Genomic DNA, 18,682 nt, shown 5'->3' with positions numbered 1-18,682 from the left:
GGGTCCGCGCGGAACTCATCGGCGGCCCCGGGGTTTCTTTCACGCGTCTTCTGCTGGGCCGGCCGGCCGGTGGTTCAGGGGACCAGCGGCAGGGCGGCGAGATCGGCGACCACCAGGGTCAGCGGGACGAACAGGGCCAGCAGGGCGCCGCAGCGCAGGAGGGCGGCGGAGCGCAGCATCGTGGCCGGCGCGCCGAGCCGCAGCAGCGCGGCGATGGCGTCGGCACGGGACTGCCTCGCCTCGACGGCGGCGATCAGCAGGGTGGCCACGGCGCAGCCGGCGACGAGCAGCGTGCCCAGCGTCGTCAGCGGGCCGAGCGCCCGGGCGGTGCCGTCGTAGGCCGCGATCATGGCGTACGTCCCCGACGCCACCGCGCAGACCACGCCCAGCGGGCGGCCGACGCGGCCCGCCTCCTCCATCAGGACGCGCCCGGCCAGGAGGCGCAGGGCGCCCGGGCGCGCGGACTGGAGCACACGGCCGCACAGGTGGGTGAGCCCGGGGCCGGCCAGGGCGAGGCCGAGGGCGGTCATCAGCCAGCCGATGAGGACCGGGGCGGAGCCGACCGCAAGGCCGCCGGGGAGGGCCGGACCGGGGGCGGCGCCGGGTGTGGCGGACCGTCCGGCGTACGCCTCCACGGTCAGGCCGGCGGCGAGTACGGCGATGCCCCAGGGGAGCCCGGTGGGCGGCTGCCGCGGGGCCGGGGGCCGGTGGGGATCCGGGTCGTCGTGCGCGGGTTCGTGTCCGGCGTCCTCCGGGTCGCCGGACAGGGCGTCCCCGGTCGGATCGGCGCCGGACAGGTCGGCCCTGGGCGGGTCGTCCCCGGGCTGGTCATCACCGGGCAGGTCGTCCCCGGTCCGCGCCGTGCCGTCGGCCGTGTCCTGGGGCCGGATCGCGCACGCCGTCGCCGACCGGCCCTCCGTCGCCGACCGGCTCTGTCGCCCGGCGGTCCCGGCGCCGAGGCGTGCCCCGAACCGGCCGTACGCCCCGAACGTCTCCCGCGTGCCGGTGCGCCGGTACGCCCCGAAGCGGCCGTACTTCCGGCCGGTGTTCCGGGCCGCCGCGGGCCTCGACTCCCGGGGGCACAGCACCAGCGCGACCGCCACCGAGGCGAGGGCGGGGACGACGGCCAGCAGCGTCAGCACCGCCGGCACCGGCAGCGGCTCCCCGGCCGCCAGGAACGCGGGTGCCGCGCCGTCGAACGGCAGTTCCGTACCGTCGCCGCGCAGGTACATGAAGAGCAGCAGCGCGAGCAGCGAGCCGAGCCCGCAGGCCAGGGCGGTCGTGGCCGCCGAGACGGCCATCAGGCGGCCCGGGCCGAGGCCGAGCGCCGACAGGCCCGGCCGGGGACGGGTCCCCGGGTCGGTGCGGGCCACCGCGACCGCGAGGTACACCGTCGCGGCCAGGGGCAGCACGCACCAGGACAGCCGCAGGGCCGCCGCGGCCGAGTGCTCCGGGTGGCCGAGCGCGTAGCCGAGGCTGGACAGCAGCAGGAAGCCCGTGCCCGCCGACGCCGCCGCGACCGTCAGGCGGCGCAGCTGGACGCCCGGGCGGGCGACGCGGATCAGACGGAGAGCGAGCACGCGGCCCGGCCTTCCGCGGTGTCGCCGACCGGGGGCAGGTGCACGGTCTTCACACACCGCCCGTCGAGCACCGCCACCGTCCGGTCCGCCAAGGCCGCGGTCTCCGGGTCGTGGGTGGCGAGCACGACCGTGATGCCGTGCGAGCGGGCGGCGGTGGTGAGCGTGCGCAGCACGTGGGCGCGGTCGGCGCGGTGCAGCGGGGCCGTCGGCTCGTCGGCGAACAGCACCGTGGGGGAGGGGGCGAGCGCGCGGGCGATGCAGACGCGCTGCCGCTCGGCCTGGCGCAGCCGGTGCGGGCGCATACGGGCCAGGTCGCCGATGTCGAGGCGCTCCAGCCACTCCAGGGCGGCCGCCTTGGCCCGCCGCCGGCTCGTGCCGCGCAGCATCAGGGGCAGGGCCGTGTTCTCCCAGACGTTCAGCTCCGGTACGAGCGCGGGCGCGGGGTCGACCCAGCCGAACCGGTCGCGGCGCAGCCGCTCACGGGCCAGCGGGCCCAGGGTGTGCACCGGGACGCTGTTGAACCAGACCTCGCCGTGCCGCACCCGCGTCAAACCGGACAGGCACCGCAGCAGGGTCGTCTTGCCGCTGCCGCTCGGCCCGCTCACGGCGAGGATCTCGCCCTGCGCGACACCGAGGGAGACACCGCCGAGGGCGGGCGAGCCGTCGTCGTGGGTGTAGTGCAGGGCCCGCGCCCAGAGCACCTCGTTGTCGGGTGGGACGTCCATGGGCGTACACCTCGGTTCTCATCGGGAATTCCGTGCCGTGTCCCCCGTACGGGCGAACGAGTATGAAGACCTCGGGTCACGGAGCCGGTCCGACGCAGAGTGACGCGTCAAGGGCACGCTAGGCAGCCCCTGGGGAGAGCCCGGACAGCACACGGCCCCGGGCCGCCGTTTCTCACTCGAACGGACGGCACCGGGGCCGGTGTTGATCATCTGATCGCAGGTGTGCGCTTTTCGCGTGGCGGTCGGGCCGCCGCGGTCACAGCTTGGTCCACGCCTCCGACAGGGTCGCGCGCAGGATCTGCTCGATCTCGTCGAAGGTCTCCTGGTTGGAGATCAGCGGCGGGGCGAGCTGGACGACCGGGTCGCCGCGGTCGTCGGCACGGCAGTACAGGCCGTTGTCGTACAGCGCCTTGGACAGGAAGCCGTACAGGACCCGCTCGGTCTCCTCGTCGTTGAAGGACTCCTTGGTGTTCTTGTCCTTCACCAGCTCGATGCCGTAGAAGAAGCCGTTGCCGCGGACGTCGCCGACGATCGGCAGGTCGTGCAGCTTCTCCAGGGTGGAGAGGAAGGCGCCCTCGTTGTCCAGCACGTGCTGGGTGAGGTTCTCGCGCTCGAACAGGTCGAGGTTGGCCAGGCCCACCGCGGCCGAGACCGGGTGGCCGCCGAAGGTGTAGCCGTGCAGGAAGGTGTTGTCGCCCTTGTAGAACGGCTCGGCCAGGCGGTCGGAGATGATGCACGCGCCGATCGGGGAGTAGCCCGAGGTCATGCCCTTGGCGCAGGTGATCATGTCCGGCACGTAGCCGAACTTGTCACAGGCGAACATGGTGCCCAGGCGGCCGAAGGCGCAGATGACCTCGTCGGAGACGAGCAGCACGTCGTACTGGTCGCAGATCTCGCGCACCCGCTGGAAGTATCCGGGCGGCGGCGGGAAGCAGCCGCCGGCGTTCTGCACCGGCTCCAGGAAGACCGCGGCGACCGTGTCCGGGCCCTCGAAGAGGATCTGCTGCTCGATCTGGTCGGCGGCCCAGCGGCCGAAGGCCTCCGGGTCGTCGCCGAAGATCGGGGCGCGGTAGATGTTGGTGTTCGGGACCTTGTGCGCGCCCGGCACCAGCGGCTCGAACGGCGCCTTCAGGCCCGGCAGACCGGTGATGGACAGGGCGCCCTGCGGGGTGCCGTGGTAGGCGACCGCACGGGATATGACCTTGTGCTTGGTGGGCTTGCCGGTCAGCTTGAAGTACTGCTTGGCGAGCTTCCATGCGGTCTCGACGGCCTCGCCGCCGCCGGTGGTGAAGAAGACCTTGTTCAGGTCGCCCGGCGCGTAGTCCGCCAGGCGCTCGGCCAGCTCGACGGCCTTGGGGTGGGCGTAGGACCAGACGGGGAAGAACGCCAGCTCCTGCGCCTGCTTGAACGCGGTCTCGGCCAGCTCCGTGCGGCCGTGACCGGCCTGGACCACGAACAGACCCGCGAGACCGTCGAGGTAGCGCTTGCCCTTGTCGTCGTAGATGTAGGTGCCCTCGCCGCGCACGATCGTCGGCACGGGGGCGTTCTCGTACGAGGACATGCGGGTGAAGTGCATCCACAGGTGATCGTACGCGGTACGGCTGAGGTCCTTGCTCACGGTTATCGGGTTCCCCACATGTAGGTCTGCTTCTTGAGCTTGAGGTAGACGAAGCTCTCGGTGGAGCGCACGCCGGGCAGTGCCCGGATGCGTTTGTTGATGACGTCCAGCAGCTGGTCGTCGTCCTCGCAGACGATCTCGGCGAGGATGTCGAACGAGCCCGCGGTCATCACCACGTACTCGACTTCCGACATGCCGGTCAGCGCGTCGGCCACGGACTCCGTGTCGCCCTCGACGTTGATCCCGACCATCGCCTGCCGGCGGAAGCCCACGGTGAGCGGGTCGGTGACGGCGACGATCTGCATCACGCCCTGGTCGAGCAGCTTCTGGACGCGCTGGCGCACGGCCGCCTCGGACAGGCCGACGGCCTTGCCGATGGCGGCGTACGGACGGCGGCCGTCTTCCTGCAACTGCTCGATGATGGCGAGGGAGACGGCGTCCAGGTGCGGGCTGCTCCCGTTCCTGGACTCGCGGGAGTCCCTCTGTTCTGCGCTTCGACTGGGCACGACCTCACTGTGCACGACGTATCGACAGTTCCGCAAGGCCGATGCAATGAAATTCGTTGTTTGCGAGACCGAGACGTGCGGATTTCGCAGAACTCGCGGGGACGGGGGTGTTGAAAACGCGGCACCCCGGACTAGGGTGGGTGCCTCAGCGACGGGACATCTTGAACAGGACCAGGAGGGCCGGCAGTGAGCACCGAGCTGCGTCGTCTGCGCAACTACATCGACGGTGAGTACCGGGACGCCGCCGACGGACGGACCACCGAGGTGGTCAACCCCGTGACGGGCGAGGCGTACGCGACCGCGCCGCTTTCCGGGCAGGCGGACGTGGACGCCGCCATGGCGGCCGCGGCCGCGGCCTTCCCGGGCTGGCGCGACACCACCCCGGCGGAGCGCCAGAAGGCCCTGCTGAAGATCGCGGACGCCTTCGAGGAGCGCGCCGAGGAACTGATCGCGGCGGAGGTGGAGAACACGGGCAAGCCGATCGGGCTGACCCGCTCCGAGGAGGTCCCGCCGATGGTCGACCAGATCCGCTTCTTCGCGGGTGCGGCCCGGATGCTCGAAGGCCGCTCGGCCGGCGAGTACATGGAGGGGCTGACCTCGATCGTCCGCCGCGAGCCGATTGGCGTCTGCGCCCAGGTCGCGCCGTGGAACTACCCGATGATGATGGCCGTGTGGAAGTTCGCCCCGGCGCTCGCCGCGGGCAACACGGTCGTCCTGAAGCCGTCGGACACCACCCCCGCCTCCACGGTCCTGATCGCCGACATCATCGGCTCGGTCCTACCCAAGGGCGTCTTCAACGTCATCTGCGGCGACCGCGACACCGGCCGTCTGATGGTGGAGCACTCGACCCCCGCGATGGCCTCCATCACCGGTTCCGTGCGCGCCGGCATGTCGGTCGCCGAGTCGGCCTCCAAGGACCTCAAGCGGGTCCACCTGGAGCTGGGCGGCAAGGCCCCGGTCGTGGTCTTCGAGGACACCGACATCGACAAGGCCGTCGAGGACATCTCGGTCGCCGGCTTCTTCAACGCCGGCCAGGACTGCACGGCCGCCACCCGCGTCCTCGTCCACGAGTCCATCCACGACGCGTTCGTCTCCGCGCTCGCCAAGGCCGCGGCCGAGACCAAGACCGGGCAGCCGGACGACGAGGACGTCCTGTTCGGCCCGCTGAACAACCCCAACCAGCTCAAGCAGGTGGCCGGCTTCATCGAGCGGCTGCCCGCCCACGCCAAGGTCGAGGCCGGCGGCCACCAGGTCGGCGACAAGGGCTACTTCTACGCCCCGACCGTCGTCTCGGGCCTGAAGCAGGACGACGAGATCATCCAGAGGGAGGTCTTCGGCCCGGTCATCACCGTGCAGTCCTTCTCGGACGAGGACCAGGCCGTGGAGTGGGCCAACGGCGTCGAGTACGCGCTGGCCTCCTCGGTGTGGACCAAGGACCACTCCCGCGCCATGCGGATGTCCAAGAGGCTCGACTTCGGCTGCGTGTGGATCAACACCCACATCCCGCTGGTGGCCGAGATGCCGCACGGCGGCTTCAAGAAGTCCGGCTACGGCAAGGACCTGTCGGCGTACGGCTTCGAGGACTACACGCGGATCAAGCACGTCATGACGTCGCTCGACGCGTGACGCCGACCCCGTGTCACTGACCGCGTGTCACTGAGCACGTGGCACTGACCACGTGACGCGCTGAGCGCGTGGCTCGCCCGCTCGCGGCCCCGGACGGAGGACGGACCGTCCGGGGCCGCGGTGTGTCCACGGCCGGGCAGTGGCTGACCAGGTGTGTCCGTGGCCGGGCAGTGATCGACAAGGTGTCGGCTCCCTCCCGGGGTGCTCGACGCTGCGTCCATTGTCCGGCGGTGGACACAAGCGGCATCCTGGGCCGGTGCCCAAGACTCCGAAGACGCCCCCGCTCTCCCGCCGCTCCCTGCTGCGCGCCCTGGGCGGCACGGCCGCGCTCGGTGCGCTCGCCGGCTGCGGGGTGCCTGCCGCCTACGTCCAGCCCGGTGACCGCGCCATCCCGGACGCCTCCGCCACCGATCACCGGCTGACCTGGGCGAACTGGCCGCTCTACATCGACACCGACGACAAGAACCCGAACAAGCGGCCCACTCTCGAGGCCTTCGAGAAGCACACGGGCATCGCCGTCGACTACGTCGAGGAGATCAACGACAACGACGAGTTCTTCGGCAAGATCAGCCCGTCCCTGATGAACCATCAGGATCCGGGCCGCGATCTCATCGTGATCAGCGACTGGTTGTGCGCGCGGTTCGTCCGGCTCGGCTGGGTGCAGGAGATGGACCGCGCCCGTCAGCCGCGGGTGGCCAGGTACCTCGACCCGCTGCTGCGCGACCCTGCCTTCGACCCGGGACGCAAGTTCACGATGCCGTACCAGTCGGGCATCACCGGCATCGCCTACAACCGCCGCAAGCTCGGCCGCGAGATACGCCAGGTCTCCGACCTGTGGGCGAGCGACCTCAAGGGCCGGGTCACCCTGCTGTCCGGCCTGGACGAGGCGTTCGCACTGCTGATGCAGGCCAACGGCGTGGACATCACCAAGTGGAAGACCCGCGACTTCGACAAGGTCTGCGACCAGGTCGAGCGGCAGGTCCGCAAGGGCCACATCCGCCGCTTCACCGGCAACGACTACACCAAGGACCTGGTCAGCGGGGACGTCCTGGCCTGCCAGGCCTACTCGGGCGATGTGATCCAGCTCCAGGCGGACAACCCCGACATCCGCTTCGTCGTGCCCGAGGAGGGCGCCGAACTGTGGTCGGACTCCTGGATGATCCCCAACCGGGCCGGCCACAAGACCAACGCGGAACGCCTGATCGACTACTACTACGACCCCGAGGTGGCCGCGGAGCTCGCCACCTGGGTCAACTACGTCTGCCCCGTCCCGGCGGCCCAGGCCGTGCTCGCCGACTCCAAGGACCAGGACACCGCCGAACTCGCCGAGAACCCGCTGATCTTCCCCGACGCCACCATGCGCGAGCGCCTCGCCATCGCCCGGGACATGTCCTCCGAGGAGCGCGTGGAGTTCGCCAAGCGCTGGAACGCCATCGTGGGCCTGTAGCAGACTCACTGGCTGTGACGAAGAATTTTAGTTGACACAAAAGAGGGATAGTTGGCACTAAGAGGTCGTTTTCTCCCATTGTTTCACCCCGTGATGCGGGCTTGGTCCGGTGATGTCGGGTCGCGCCAGGAGATGGTGCTCTCGCCGGTAAGGCGGCGGGCCATGAGGTCCGCCATAGCGAGGTGGATCATGGCTTCGGAGTGAGCGGGGAGGGTTTCGTAGTCACGAGCCAGGCGGCGGTTGAGCATGAGCCAGCCGTAGGTTCGCTCGACCGTCCAGCGCTTCGGGATCGGCGTGAACCCCTTGGCCCGAGGGGTACGTTGGACGATTTCGAGGTCGATGCCGAGGGTGGCGGCGTGCTCGACGAAGTGTTTGCGGTAGCCGCCGTCGACCCAGACCTTGCGGATCGTGGGATGGGCGGCGGCCACCTGGTCGAGGAGGGCCTGGCCTGCGGCAGAGTCCTGGACACTGGCCGCAGTGACCAGCACCGCGAGCAGGAGGCCAAGGGTGTCGGTGATGATGCTCCGCTTTCGGCCGACGATTTTCTTCGCCCCATCCGTGCCCTGGCTCGCGGCGGGAACGCTGGTCGATGTTTTGACGCTTTGTGCGTCGATCACGCAGGCCGATGGCTGTGCGCTTCGGCCCCCACGGTTTCCCAGAGCGGGAAGTCGTGTGGCAGGTAACGCCACTGCACACCGGTGCGGTCGACATACAAGATCGCGTTCATGATCTCGCGCAGTTCGTGCTCGGGCGGCCGGCCGAAGTCCAGGGCCCGGCCTCGGCGCTCGAAGCGCCAGGCCGCCAGCACCGGCTCGATCAACTCTCAGCGGGCATCGGACAGATCACTCGGATACGCACGTCGTTCCGCCATGACTCAGGACGTACCGCGCCGCAGCCATGTGCGCCCAGGCGCGGGTTGTACCTTGTGGAAGCACGGGATGAATGCGACGTCCTGGAATGAGACAGGTGCAAGCTGCCTCCGGCCTCATACGTCACATCATGTGTCCCCGCAGTAGCCACCGCCTCGGCGATCCCGCCAGCAACAAACGTTGGTACGGAAGAAACCGCTATATAAATCTCTATTCCAGGTGAAAACGACCTCTACGAGGTTGTCTTTGATCTCGGTGAGTTTGGGCACGAGCCTGGGAGCGCAGCCGTCACCGTACCGGGGAATCCGGTGCGGCGGCGGATTGGGCACTGCCGCGAAGTCCCTGTCCTGAATCGGGACTATCTGCACGGATTTGTGCCGCCATTCGGGGATGCGGGATACAACTCCACCGCAAATCCCCGGTGTTTGGGCAGAGCTGCCATTGCTCGAGGGAGCCGATCGACACCAGGCGGTCGAACGCCTCGAACACGCCCTGCTCCTCTACCCCGCACTCGTGGGCCATTCGGTCGACCTCGCCCTGGCCTCGCCCGATTGCGGGGTCGCTGTGCGCAGCAATGTGAACGCTCAGCAGCTGCAAGTGTGCGTCTGCGTCGGCTGTGCGCGCTCTGCATCCAGCGCGCAGGGCCCAGTCCGCAGCGCGCTTTCGGTCGGGCAGGGAGGGAGACTGGCCGAGCAGCGCGGGATCCTGCAGTTCGGCCATCACGTCGCCTGGACGTTGGCTGGGAAGCATGCGAAGCCAGCGGGCCTGGTCGAGCTCCCGCCATGGTTGCGGGGTGCTCAGGCGAAGACTGCGCAGGACGCCCACCGGCAACCGGACGCGCATAAGGGAGTCCATGCGCAGCGCGCACTGCAGGGCGACCAGTCTGGCCCCTGCCGAAACGCCGTAGGGAAGTACGGCGGCGAGGTAGCTGAGCATCTCCGCCACCCGAATATGGTTGCCCGGCCCCCTGGCCTGGCGCTGGCGGCGACGGGCGGCACCAGGAGGTTTCTGTGGTGAAGCCAGCATCGTGTCTGGAACCACTGCGGCCTGCTCCGTTGCCGCCGCGCAGGCAGTGCAGGCGTCGGCGAGCCTCCACACCCGACCGCCTTGCTCTCGCGCGAGGAGCAGTCGGATGGGGCCGGCGCAGCCGCGGTGACGGGGGTGCCAGCGACAGCCGCGTTCGTGGCATTGGCAGGTGCGCAGGTGGGCCGCCCGTAGATCTGCGCGGGCGTGCCGGGCAAGGTGAGCCAGGGCGGCTGCGCGGGCGAATGCCGGGCTGACGCGTCCGTTGTCGTGCGGGCAGTGCGGACAGATGAGGGCGATGCCGCCAGCATGGGAACGCAGTTCTACGGTCCATGCGCGCGCCGTCGCAAGACAGGGTGTGTGCAGCCTCATGGGCGCGTGCTCCTCCCGTTGCCTCCTGTGCCCGTCCCCACCCAGGTGAGCAGGGGGGCGCCCACCGTAGTGCAGACCTCTGCCCTGTCGCCGTCATGCTCGCCCACACAAATAGGGCAGAGGTCTGCACTGACAGGGCAAGGGTCTGCACCGTCGGATGGTCGGGTGACGATCTTGCCGCCCGAGCCGGACCTCGACGCGCTGCGCCTGAAGCTCGCGAGTCTGCGGGCTGAGCACGGGTGGAGCTACGACGAGCTTGCGGCTCGAAGTGGCCTGGCCAGGCGGACTGTCATCGAGATCGAGCAGGGCCGCACCGTGGGCAGCCTCAAGACCTGGCACGCCTTGGCGCACGCCCTCAGTACGTCCTTCGATGACCTTTTCGGCGTGCTGTGTCACGGCCATGAACTACCCGGCCCACATGAAGAGTGATGGGTGGTCTGGCGCTCACTGAAGATCACCCGAAGTGGTCACTCCGCATCGAACGTCTGATCCTTTGTTCGCACGCACGTCGTCCTAATGAGGGCCGACCGAGCGATATGGCGGCGCAGGTCCGGCTCTGACGGAGTGTTGGCTGGCAGGTTCCCCTGCATGTGCTCCACACACCCTCCTGCTCCTCGGCACTGGGACGGCAGCCTCATCAATGTCCCCCCGCGCCGGTCCCTGCGCGTCGACCCAAGCGGCGTCAGCCGGCTGCTGCGCTGCGGTCAGAGCGGCCGGTGCCGTGACTGCGGCAATCGGATCGAGTGGTACCACCGCAGCAGTCAGCGCACTGTGCGCCTCCACCCACGCGAACTGCCGGTGACCGCCGTACCGACCGTCTGCCGGTGGCACGTCAGCTCGGGCATTGCCCACCCCGCGGAGGACGGCACCGGCTGGTGCCGCCTACCCCATGCCCTGTTGTGTCCTACTCGGCCCGCGCCGGGAACGGCCCCAGGTCTCGCCGGGCTGAGGCGGAGGCTGGCCGTCAACACCCGCCGCCTCATCGACACCGGAGCCTTCACTCCGCCCTCCACCCCCACTGACCGCCCAGCGCCGGCCGCGCCTGAGTGCCGGCCGGCCCGACCCATCGTGCAGATCCTGTACGTCCGCTACCTCGCCGCCTGCCCGGTCGACGCGATCCAGTGCATTGCGCAGACCCGGCGCCGCCACCGCTGTACGAGCCCCGTGCTCTCTCCGGAGGCCCGCGGCGGGCAGTGGACTCTGATGCCCGTCGCCGCAGAAGTCGGCCAGCTGGCCCGGCCCGCCGAGACCATGGCCGTCTACAGCCTCGCCGCCCTGCCCTACGAAGAGCAGCTACGCTGGCGCTTCCAGCGCTGCCCGCAGCACGCTGCCATTCCTACCGCCGCCGACCTAGCCGTGGCGGACTGGGAGCGCTTTGATCCGTTCTTGCACAGCGAGCACATCCACACCCGGCTGCCCACGCTCAAGCGCCGGAGCGGGCCCGCGGACCACGCACGCCAGGGATTGCAGACATGACCCAGTGCTACGCCGTCGACGTCACTCTGACCAGGGCTGTGTCCTGCGACGAACTGCGCGGGCTCGCAAGCGTGTGGCGCTCCGAGAACGCTGACCGCACCCAGCTGATAACCGCCCGATGTGCGAAGAGCCCTGGCAATGCACGCGCCGCGTGCAGCGCCGACTCGATGGACAGTTGCCCATCGACGTCCTGCCCACGCACAACCCCGACCAGAGCGGCCAGGTTCTACTCAACGTGGACCTGGGCCGCGCCGCCAGACGGACCGTCCGCAAGCAGGCGACGGCCCGCGGTCAACGGCCCCGTGAGTACCTCAGGCAGCACCTGGCCGAAACCGGGCGCCTGTCCTCTTTCCTGGCTCTTCTGTTCCACGGAGCTCTTGTTGCACACCCCGACAGATGAACAGGCTCACGCCACCGAGACCTTTCGCGCTGGCCACCACCTCGTCCTGCAGGCCGGAGCCGGCACCGGAAAGACCAGTACCCTCGCCCTGCTCGCCGCCAGCACTCCACGCAGGGGCCGGTACCTGGCCTTCAACAAGGACATCGCCCACGATGCCGCAGGCCGGTTCCCCAACACGGTGCGATGCAAGACGGCCCACGCCACGGCCTACGCCGCCCTCGGCTACCGCTATGCTCGCCGCCTCAACAGCCCCCGCCAGCCCGCATGGAGAACCGGAGAGGCCCTCGGCATCACCCGCCCCGTCCGCATCGGGCACCGCGACATCAGCCAGCGGACGCTCTCCCATGCAGTCGTGCGTACGGTGACACGTTTTTGCTACTCGGCCGACCCCGCCCTGGCACGCCACCACGTGCCACGGTTCCGCGGCCTGGATACGCCTGGCGAGCATGCCCAACTCCAGGACGTGATCCTGCCCTTTGCCGTGAAGGCTTGGGCAGACCTCCAGAACCCCGAGCAGGGCGTGCTCCGCTTCGAGCACGACCACTACCTGAAGATGTGGGCCCTGACCGGACCGAAGATCGAAGCGGACTTCCTCTTCCTCGACGAGGCCCAGGACACCAACCCCGTCCTGGAACAGATCTTCGCCGCCCAGCGCAACCACGCTCAGCTGGTCATGGTCGGCGATTCCGCCCAGGCCATTTACGGCTGGCGCGGAGCACGCGACGTGATGACCGGATTCGACGCGGCCCAGTTGACCCTGACACGCTCCTTCCGCTTCGGCCCCCAAATCGCCGACCAGGCCAACCGGTGGCTCACCCTCGCCGACGCCCCCATCCGGCTGACCGGCACGGACACCATCCCGGCCGAAGTCGGCAACGTCACTTGTCCCGACGCGGTGCTGTGCCGCACCAACATCGGCGCCATGGCCGAAGTCATGCGTCTACTCGCCGACGGCCGGCGCGTCGCCCTCACCCGGGGAGGACAACAACTGGCCGCACTGGCCACAGCCGCCCGCGACCTGAAGGGCGGCCGCCGCACAAACCACCCCGAGCTGGTGCTGTTCGCCTCCTGGAGCGAACTGCAGGACTACGCCGCCTACGACCCGGCCGGCCGTGACCTCCAGCCGTTCGTCGATCTCGTCGACACTCACGGGCCCGACGCCATCCTCACCGCCGTCGAGGAACTCACCGACGAGTCGACCGCCGATGTCACCGTCTCCACCGCCCACAAGGCCAAGGGCCGCGAATGGTCCACCGTGAAGATCGCAGACGACTTCCCGGAACCGAAAGACACCGACCAGCACGACCACCGGGGCCGACCGATTCCGGAACCGGTCAGCGTCACCGACGCCCGCCTCGCCTACGTCGCCGTCACCCGCGCCCGCAGCCGACTCGATCTCGGCGGCCTGTCATGGCTCAACAGCCACCCCCAAGCCAGCCGCGGGCCAGGCGGAGGCGGGACTCCTGCACGGTCAGCTGCCGGTTCATGCCGGGCCTGGCACACCCCCTCCCCCTGGGGGCGCTGGACCTTCCGGCCATAGGGCTACGCCGCGTTGGCGAGGAGTGAGGCGACCACCGGTCCGGCCTCGTCGTTGATGTGCTGCACCAGGACGGCTACCGCCCGGCGGGCCTCGTCAACGAGGGTGGGTCCCTCGTAGGAGACCAGGTCCTCCCACTCCCGGCCGGGGAATGCGCACGGTGGTGGTCGTCCGGATCGCCTAAAATGCCATCGCAGGTGGGCGGCTGGCGGCACCTGGGACACGGTTCTGGCGCACCTGACCGCTCGTGGTCGAGCCGGGCTACGAGCGCACGCCGGAGGTCACGCTGCTTGTGTGGGACTGACTTCCGGTCTGCTTCCCATTTTCGTCATGGGACACGATGGTGGTGTGAGTATTTCCCTTCTTGTCCGTCCATGATGTCGAGTCGGAGCTCCCCGTTTTATGGTTTTTGGCGTCATAGTTGTCGGTATGAGTATGCGTCGCTCCCTTTCCGTCAGTCCAAGACGTCGATGCGGAACTGCCCGTCTTGGCGCCATTGGCATCGTTGTGGTTAGTGTAGGTGTGCGTTTTCCCGTCAGGCGTCTTGCCGGACTGTGAGTCGGAGCTGCCCGTCTTGTTTCCGCTGCTGTCGAATTTGTCGGTATGGGTCAATGTTTGACCATCCTTTGTTTCAGTCGTCGACTTGGACCATTCGGTGGTATTGCCCTTGCCGTCCCTGACAGTGGTATCGATGTGCGTCTTTCCATCTTGCCCTTTTGTTGCGATGGAATCGACAGTGCCTTCTTTCTTTCCGCCCTGACTGTCCGTCTTCGTGTATCGATCGGAGACAATGATGGATCTATCCCCCCTCTGGTATTCCTGCTGCTCCCTCTCGTTCTCGAATGGGCGATCGACTGTCCTAATCGCAGGCTCGCCACGGTCCTGGGCGCCAGATCGCGGGGCATCCCTGCTCGCCTCGGATTGTCGACTGCGATCGCTTGTCGCTTCCCCCATCTCTTTCCCTCCTTTTTCAGGATTTGCCATCACTCACGGTGAGCCCCGGAGGAACAGCTAGTTGCCTTCCCATCACATACCTATTGAGCCTTCCGGTCAATGCGAGAATGATGCAGGTGGCTGGGGTACCCTTCTCCGCTCAGTGTCGACCTGCGAAGAATTTGGTCTGGGGTAAAATGGTCGCATGGCTAATTCTTTAGCGTGTGCTCACTGTGGTGCAGCGCTGGCGCCGGGTGAACGGGTATGTGGGCACTGCGGCCAGACGGTCTTCACGGCCCTGGCCCCTGAGGAGAGTGGCCGTCCCAATGATGGTGCTTGGCGCCCCCCGACCCGGAACAGCGAGTCGAGTGGCACGCCTCCTGCGGGCGACGGCAGCCACGCTCCCTTGCGCCGGTCCCTCGGGCCGACCGCCGTCGCTGGCGGTACGACCTTCGCAGAGGGACAGGTCCGTGCGGTGCAGGTGCGGTCTGAGAACCGTGGAGAGAACCAGACCAAAGAGATCTGGACCTTCCGCATCGAGCGGTACGACAGTGAGGGAAACCGCATCCTGCTCGTGCCCGTGGAGATGCGGGGCAGAACCTTCGAAGGCTCTATCAACGACGGTGACTGGGTGCGAGCCCGCGGGCGGGTGCGGTCCGGCACGTTGCGCGTCTCCCGCCTGGAGAACCTGAGCACGGGAGCGTCCGTGCTCGCCAAAGGCCTTCCCAGGGCCGCCAAAGTCTCCATTGCATTCTTCATTCTCTTCATGCTCGGGTGGTTCGGCTTCCTCGCCTATATGCAGATGAATCCCGGACCTGGGTTCTCGGGTCCCTGAAGGCGGGGTCGCCATGCCGATCGAGGGTCTGACCGCAGGCAGCCTGGACTATCTGCAGCGCGCCGACTCCCCGCCCCCGTTGCCTGACTCCGTCACATACACCGGGGCACCGCCCGGGCTGCGGATCCTGCTACGAGTCGAAAGCATTGGACGGTTCGACAAGGGCCGCCGATCCGATGCGAAGGATCCGGTTGCCCCGGTCACCCGGGACCTGCTCGTGGGGCTGCACCAGTACAAGGTTCCGGTGGCGTTTCTGGCCGGGGGCGAGCCAGGGAGGGTGAGTTTGCGGATCGCAACCTGGCTTCCCGCCGGCGGACAGGAGCCCTTGGCATGCCGCAACTGCCGCCTGCTGCAGTCTGCGCTACGGGCCCTCTACCCCGCCGTCGTCCTCGCCCCAGACGAAGCGGACACCGGCGGCTGGCCCCTTGGCGGCCTTGCGCTGGGCATGCCCACACTGAAGGCGACCGCTGACACGGACGGCCTCGGACAGCTCGACCGGCTCCTGCAGGGCCTCGGGAGCGCCCGCTGGAGCGCCCTGGTCCTCGCCCAGCCCGTGGCCGAGGAAGTCGTACGCGAACTGCGGATGAGCCTGATCAACGAAATGCGCTCGGTGCAGACCGGCGTGGAGCTGAACGGAGTGCCCAGCCCACTCGCCGAGCACTACGTCGAACTGCTCGCCCGGCAGTTGCACCGCCTCACCGAGGGGCTGGGCACCGGCGCCTGGCGCACAGCCGTGTATCTGCTGTCCGACGGCGACGGCTTCGCCGAGACGAGCAGTCTGTGGCGGGGCGTGTTCTCCGGGCAGGACTCGCTGCCCGAGCCAGTACGGGTGTGGGAGCGTGACAACGTTCCAGGGCTGGCGGCGGCGTGGGCGATGCCCGACCTCGTGGACAACCACCCGGCCCCGGGCCTGTACCAGCGGCCTTTCGAACACCAGACGCTGCTGACGTCGTCCCAGTTGGCGACGTACGTACGCTTCCCCGAGACGGAGACGCACGGATTCGGCATTTCCGAGATCCCCAACTTCGACACCGTGCCCCCGACCAACGGCGCGGACGCACTGATGCTCGGCTCGGTCGTCGAGCGCGCTGCCGTCACACCGACCGGGTACGGGATCTGCCCGGCCAAACTCACGCGGCACGCCTTCGTCACCGGCGTCACCGGCTCTGGCAAGACCAACACGGTCTTCCATCTCCTTCGGCAGGCAGGCGCACTCGCGGTGCCGTTTTTGGTGCTGGAGCCCGCGAAGACCGAGTATCGCGCACTTCTGCGGGATCCTCGCCTTGGCCCGGTGTTGCGGGTCCTCACCCTCGGCAACGAGAACGTCTCGCCCTTCCGCCTCAACCCCTTCGAGGTGCCCGAGGGCATCCCCGTCGCGGTCCACCTCGATCTGCTGCGCTCGGTGTTCAACGCGAGCTTCGGCATGTGGACGCCGCTGCCGCAGATCTTGGAGATGAGCCTGCACGGCATCTATACGGACCGGGGGTGGGACATCACCACTGGCGGTAACCGACGCCTGGATGCCACCGCCGACCGCGCCGACGCCTTTCCCACGCTGAGCGACCTGGTTCGGAAGGTAGAGGAGATTGTCCCGCGGCTCGGCTACGAGGACAAGGTCACCGGTGACATGCGCGCGGCGCTTTGCACTCGGCTGAACAGCCTGCGCACCGGCGGAAAGGGGCGCATGCTCGACACCCGCCACTCGCTGCCGATATCCAGCCTGCTTGGGCAGTCGACCGTGCTGGAACTCGAGGGTATGGGTGATGACGACGACAAGGCCTTCATGATGGGCCTGCTGATGATCCGGCTGGCAGAGCAGCGCCGCACCCAGGGAGACACGGAAGAGCTAAGGCACCTCCTCATCGTGGAGGAGGCCCACCGGCTGCTCGCCGACACCGGCTCCGCGGCTGCCCGTTCGGAGGCAGAGGCAGACGTCAAGGGCAAGGCCGTGGAGACGTTCACCAGCCTGCTGTCGGAAATCCGTGCCTATGGGCAAGGTGTCGTCGTGGTTGACCAGATCCCCACCAAGGTCGCCCGAGACGTGCTGAAGAACACCAACCTGAAGGTCGCTCACCGCATTGTCGCCGGCGATGACCGCCAGGTACTCGGCGATGCCATGGTGATGACCGCCCGTCAGGACGTGGCGATGGCGAGCCTGCCTGCCGGCCGGGCCGCGGTCTTCACCGACGGCGAGGACGCTCCCCTGCTCGTGCAGGTGCCACAGGTCAAGGGCGGCTCCCGCGCCTGGCCCACCGACACAGACGTGCGTGAGCACATGCGCGCGCAGGGGGCAGAGCCGCTGTCGGCGTCCGGCGACTGCGACGGCGGATGCCTGGCCGACCCGTCGGCGTGCGAGGCGGCCCGCCCCCTCGTCGATGACGCGAAGGTGCTGAGGACGTTTGCCCGGACACTGCTGTCCGCGGTGCTGACGCCGGGCGGACTGGCCCGTACGTGGCCGGATGTACTCGCGGTGGTCTCACCATCACTGCCATGCTGGGTTGACGCACCCACCGTATTGCACAGATTCGCACGCCATGCCTGCCGACGGCTCGCCGACATCCGTGGGGCCCGGATGGGTTGGAGCTATGGCGAGACGGCGACGACCGCCAACCTCATGAGCCAGGTTGTGGGCAAACACCTCAACGGCGAACCGGCAGACGCTGCCGTGGAGGAACTGCGGGGGAGGCTGCTCGCTCAGCAAGGGGGCAGCTGCGGCCCCTTCCAGGATTGCCCCCGCATATGGGCTGGGCGACCGGCGCCATGCCTGTGCCGTGCGCCGGTTGCCGAACTTGTCGCATCAGGCGACTTCGCGGACGCCTGGGCCAGGGCGCGGGAAGCCGACCGAGCCTCGGAAACGCCAGGCCGTCCTGCACTGTGGGACCTCTGCAAGGACGCCTCCTATCAGCTGGTGGAGTTTCCGGAGACGGAGACGGACTCGGAGACGGCGTCACGTCTCCGCGAGGTCGCTGACCGGGTGGCTCTGTGCTTCGGACAGCACATGCTGACGGCCGAGCCCCAAGCGCCTCCGGCAACCGTGCGCCGGGCGGTCTCCGACCTTATGCGAGAGTCGAAGACAGGTATGCCATCTACAGCAGACGACGCGCCTGTTCTCGGCACGCCGCTCGCGGACTACTTTCAGGGCCTCCTGCAATAGTGAAGCGAGCACGAAGGCGCTCCACCACCTCTCGTTCGTTCGCGGCGACCCTGCGAGTCCCCAACAGCTAGCCTCGCTGTTTCGGTTGGCGTCGGCTGATCTGGGGTGATCCATGTGCCGGGGGTCGCGGGGCTGCCGTCGGACGTTGGGCATGGCGAGGTCCCGGCGCTGGGGCCGGGTGCTCCTGGGTCCTCGGGGCGTGGGCGGTCAGCGGCGACGTCGTCGGTCAGGTGGCCGGTCGGGGCAGTGCGACGAGGGGGCTGAACGCCGCGGTCAGTTCGTGACGCCAGGGCCAGGTGGCGGCGATCCGGAGGCGTAGGCGGCGGGCTCCGCGGGTGATCCGGGCCCTGGTACTGGCTTCGGCGTAGTCGCGGGATGTCCGGTTCGTGATCGTGCGACGACGCCGAAGCCTTGCCGCGTGCGGGCTTGGACCGGCCGCCATTGATGAGTCGCATCGGGACCGGTACAAGTGACGAGTGACAGAACGGGGCCTCCCCCTGAGTGGTGGACACGCTGATACTGGATCTGCTTGATCCGGAGGAAGCGAGAACACCGCCGATGGCGATGAAAGACTATTCGGA

The 18,682-nt window shown here is 68.6% G+C and carries 14 protein-coding genes and 2 pseudogenes; 8 read left to right on the top strand and 8 right to left on the bottom strand.

The genetic code is table 11. The annotated features are described in order from the left end of the window. Positions 1–74 precede the first annotated feature (74 nt). The 4 genes from ACWEK3_RS10265 to ACWEK3_RS10250 all read right to left on the bottom strand — a co-directional run bounded on the left by ACWEK3_RS10265 (position 75) and on the right by ACWEK3_RS10250 (position 4,444). The gene (locus ACWEK3_RS10265; protein ID WP_453249471.1) at positions 75–1,580 is read right to left on the bottom strand and encodes a hypothetical protein; all 1,506 of its coding nucleotides are present in this window, start codon (positions 1,578–1,580) and stop codon (positions 75–77) included. Next, complete coding sequence (locus ACWEK3_RS10260; RefSeq protein WP_450541246.1) at positions 1,562–2,305, bottom strand: ABC transporter ATP-binding protein; 744 nt, start codon at positions 2,303–2,305, stop codon at positions 1,562–1,564. Before ACWEK3_RS10260 ends, ACWEK3_RS10265 begins: the two co-directional genes overlap by 19 nt. Before the next feature lie 256 nt (positions 2,306–2,561). Continuing rightward, the gene (locus ACWEK3_RS10255) at positions 2,562–3,941 is read right to left on the bottom strand and encodes an aspartate aminotransferase family protein (protein WP_225079348.1); all 1,380 of its coding nucleotides are present in this window, start codon (positions 3,939–3,941) and stop codon (positions 2,562–2,564) included. Continuing rightward, positions 3,926–4,444, bottom strand: a complete 519-nt coding sequence (locus tag ACWEK3_RS10250; protein WP_141357882.1) for an Lrp/AsnC family transcriptional regulator — start codon at positions 4,442–4,444, stop codon at positions 3,926–3,928. The genes ACWEK3_RS10255 and ACWEK3_RS10250 overlap by 16 nt, the downstream gene beginning before the upstream one ends. A gap of 171 nt (positions 4,445–4,615) precedes the next feature. Between ACWEK3_RS10250 and ACWEK3_RS10245 the strand changes: the two genes are divergently transcribed. Both ACWEK3_RS10245 and ACWEK3_RS10240 read left to right on the top strand, forming a co-directional pair. Beyond that, positions 4,616–6,055: a gamma-aminobutyraldehyde dehydrogenase gene (locus ACWEK3_RS10245; RefSeq protein WP_453249470.1), complete on the top strand. Its 1,440-nt coding sequence runs from the start codon at positions 4,616–4,618 to the stop codon at positions 6,053–6,055. A gap of 256 nt (positions 6,056–6,311) precedes the next feature. Continuing rightward, positions 6,312–7,502, top strand: a complete 1,191-nt coding sequence (locus ACWEK3_RS10240; protein ID WP_390873720.1) for an ABC transporter substrate-binding protein — start codon at positions 6,312–6,314, stop codon at positions 7,500–7,502. An 83-nt stretch (positions 7,503–7,585) separates the two neighbouring features. Here the strand turns inward: ACWEK3_RS10240 and ACWEK3_RS10235 are convergent. Both ACWEK3_RS10235 and ACWEK3_RS10230 read right to left on the bottom strand, forming a co-directional pair. After that, positions 7,586–8,322 (bottom strand): annotated as a pseudogene (locus ACWEK3_RS10235) (IS5 family transposase). Positions 8,323–8,659: 337 nt separating this feature from the next. Further along, positions 8,660–9,316 (bottom strand): hypothetical protein, encoded by a 657-nt coding sequence (locus ACWEK3_RS10230; RefSeq protein ID WP_453249469.1) that lies wholly within the window; start codon positions 9,314–9,316, stop codon positions 8,660–8,662. Positions 9,317–9,931: 615 nt separating this feature from the next. Here ACWEK3_RS10230 and ACWEK3_RS10225 point away from each other — a divergent pair. From ACWEK3_RS10225 to ACWEK3_RS10210, 4 genes and pseudogenes are all read left to right on the top strand, one after another. Further along, positions 9,932–10,195 carry a helix-turn-helix transcriptional regulator gene (locus ACWEK3_RS10225; protein ID WP_453249468.1) on the top strand — a complete coding sequence of 88 codons (264 nt, stop codon included), beginning with the start codon at positions 9,932–9,934 and terminating at the stop codon, positions 10,193–10,195. 87 nt (positions 10,196–10,282) lie between these two features. Beyond that, positions 10,283–10,741, top strand: a pseudogene (locus ACWEK3_RS10220) (DUF6083 domain-containing protein); the annotation flags it as partial. 93 nt (positions 10,742–10,834) lie between these two features. Then, a complete protein-coding gene (locus ACWEK3_RS10215) occupies positions 10,835–11,242 on the top strand; it encodes a hypothetical protein (protein ID WP_453249549.1) in 408 nt (135 codons plus the stop codon). Between the two features lie 380 nt (positions 11,243–11,622). Next, positions 11,623–13,182, top strand: coding sequence for a UvrD-helicase domain-containing protein (locus tag ACWEK3_RS10210; protein ID WP_453249467.1), 1,560 nt, complete (start codon positions 11,623–11,625; stop codon positions 13,180–13,182). Positions 13,183–13,184: 2 nt separating this feature from the next. Here ACWEK3_RS10210 and ACWEK3_RS10205 read toward each other — a convergent pair whose 3' ends face one another. Both ACWEK3_RS10205 and ACWEK3_RS10200 read right to left on the bottom strand, forming a co-directional pair. Further along, positions 13,185–13,403: a hypothetical protein gene (locus tag ACWEK3_RS10205; RefSeq protein ID WP_453249466.1), complete on the bottom strand. Its 219-nt coding sequence runs from the start codon at positions 13,401–13,403 to the stop codon at positions 13,185–13,187. A gap of 37 nt (positions 13,404–13,440) precedes the next feature. Continuing rightward, positions 13,441–14,133 (bottom strand): hypothetical protein, encoded by a 693-nt coding sequence (locus ACWEK3_RS10200; RefSeq protein ID WP_453249465.1) that lies wholly within the window; start codon positions 14,131–14,133, stop codon positions 13,441–13,443. A gap of 385 nt (positions 14,134–14,518) precedes the next feature. On the opposite strand from ACWEK3_RS10200, the gene ACWEK3_RS10195 reads away from it, so the two are divergent. Both ACWEK3_RS10195 and ACWEK3_RS10190 read left to right on the top strand, forming a co-directional pair. Further along, positions 14,519–14,947, top strand: coding sequence for a hypothetical protein (locus ACWEK3_RS10195; RefSeq protein WP_453249464.1), 429 nt, complete (start codon positions 14,519–14,521; stop codon positions 14,945–14,947). Between the two features lie 13 nt (positions 14,948–14,960). Beyond that, positions 14,961–18,101 carry an ATP-binding protein gene (locus tag ACWEK3_RS10190; protein ID WP_453249463.1) on the top strand — a complete coding sequence of 1,047 codons (3,141 nt, stop codon included), beginning with the start codon at positions 14,961–14,963 and terminating at the stop codon, positions 18,099–18,101. Positions 18,102–18,682: the final 581 nt, after the last annotated feature.

The organism is Streptomyces sp. NPDC004721, from assembly GCF_053601495.1.
The sequence above is the reverse complement of the archived record's forward strand: the minus strand, read 5'-3'. Positions and strand labels throughout refer to the sequence as shown.

Excerpts from the sequence above, each read along its gene's own strand:
- ACWEK3_RS10190 (WP_453249463.1), top strand. The coding sequence starts at position 14,961 with ATGCCGATCGAGGGTCTGACCGCAGGCAGCCTGGACTATCTGCAGCGC.
- ACWEK3_RS10200 (WP_453249465.1), bottom strand. The coding sequence starts at position 14,133 with ATGGGGGAAGCGACAAGCGATCGCAGTCGACAATCCGAGGCGAGCAGG.
- ACWEK3_RS10260 (WP_450541246.1), bottom strand. The coding sequence starts at position 2,305 with ATGGACGTCCCACCCGACAACGAGGTGCTCTGGGCGCGGGCCCTGCAC.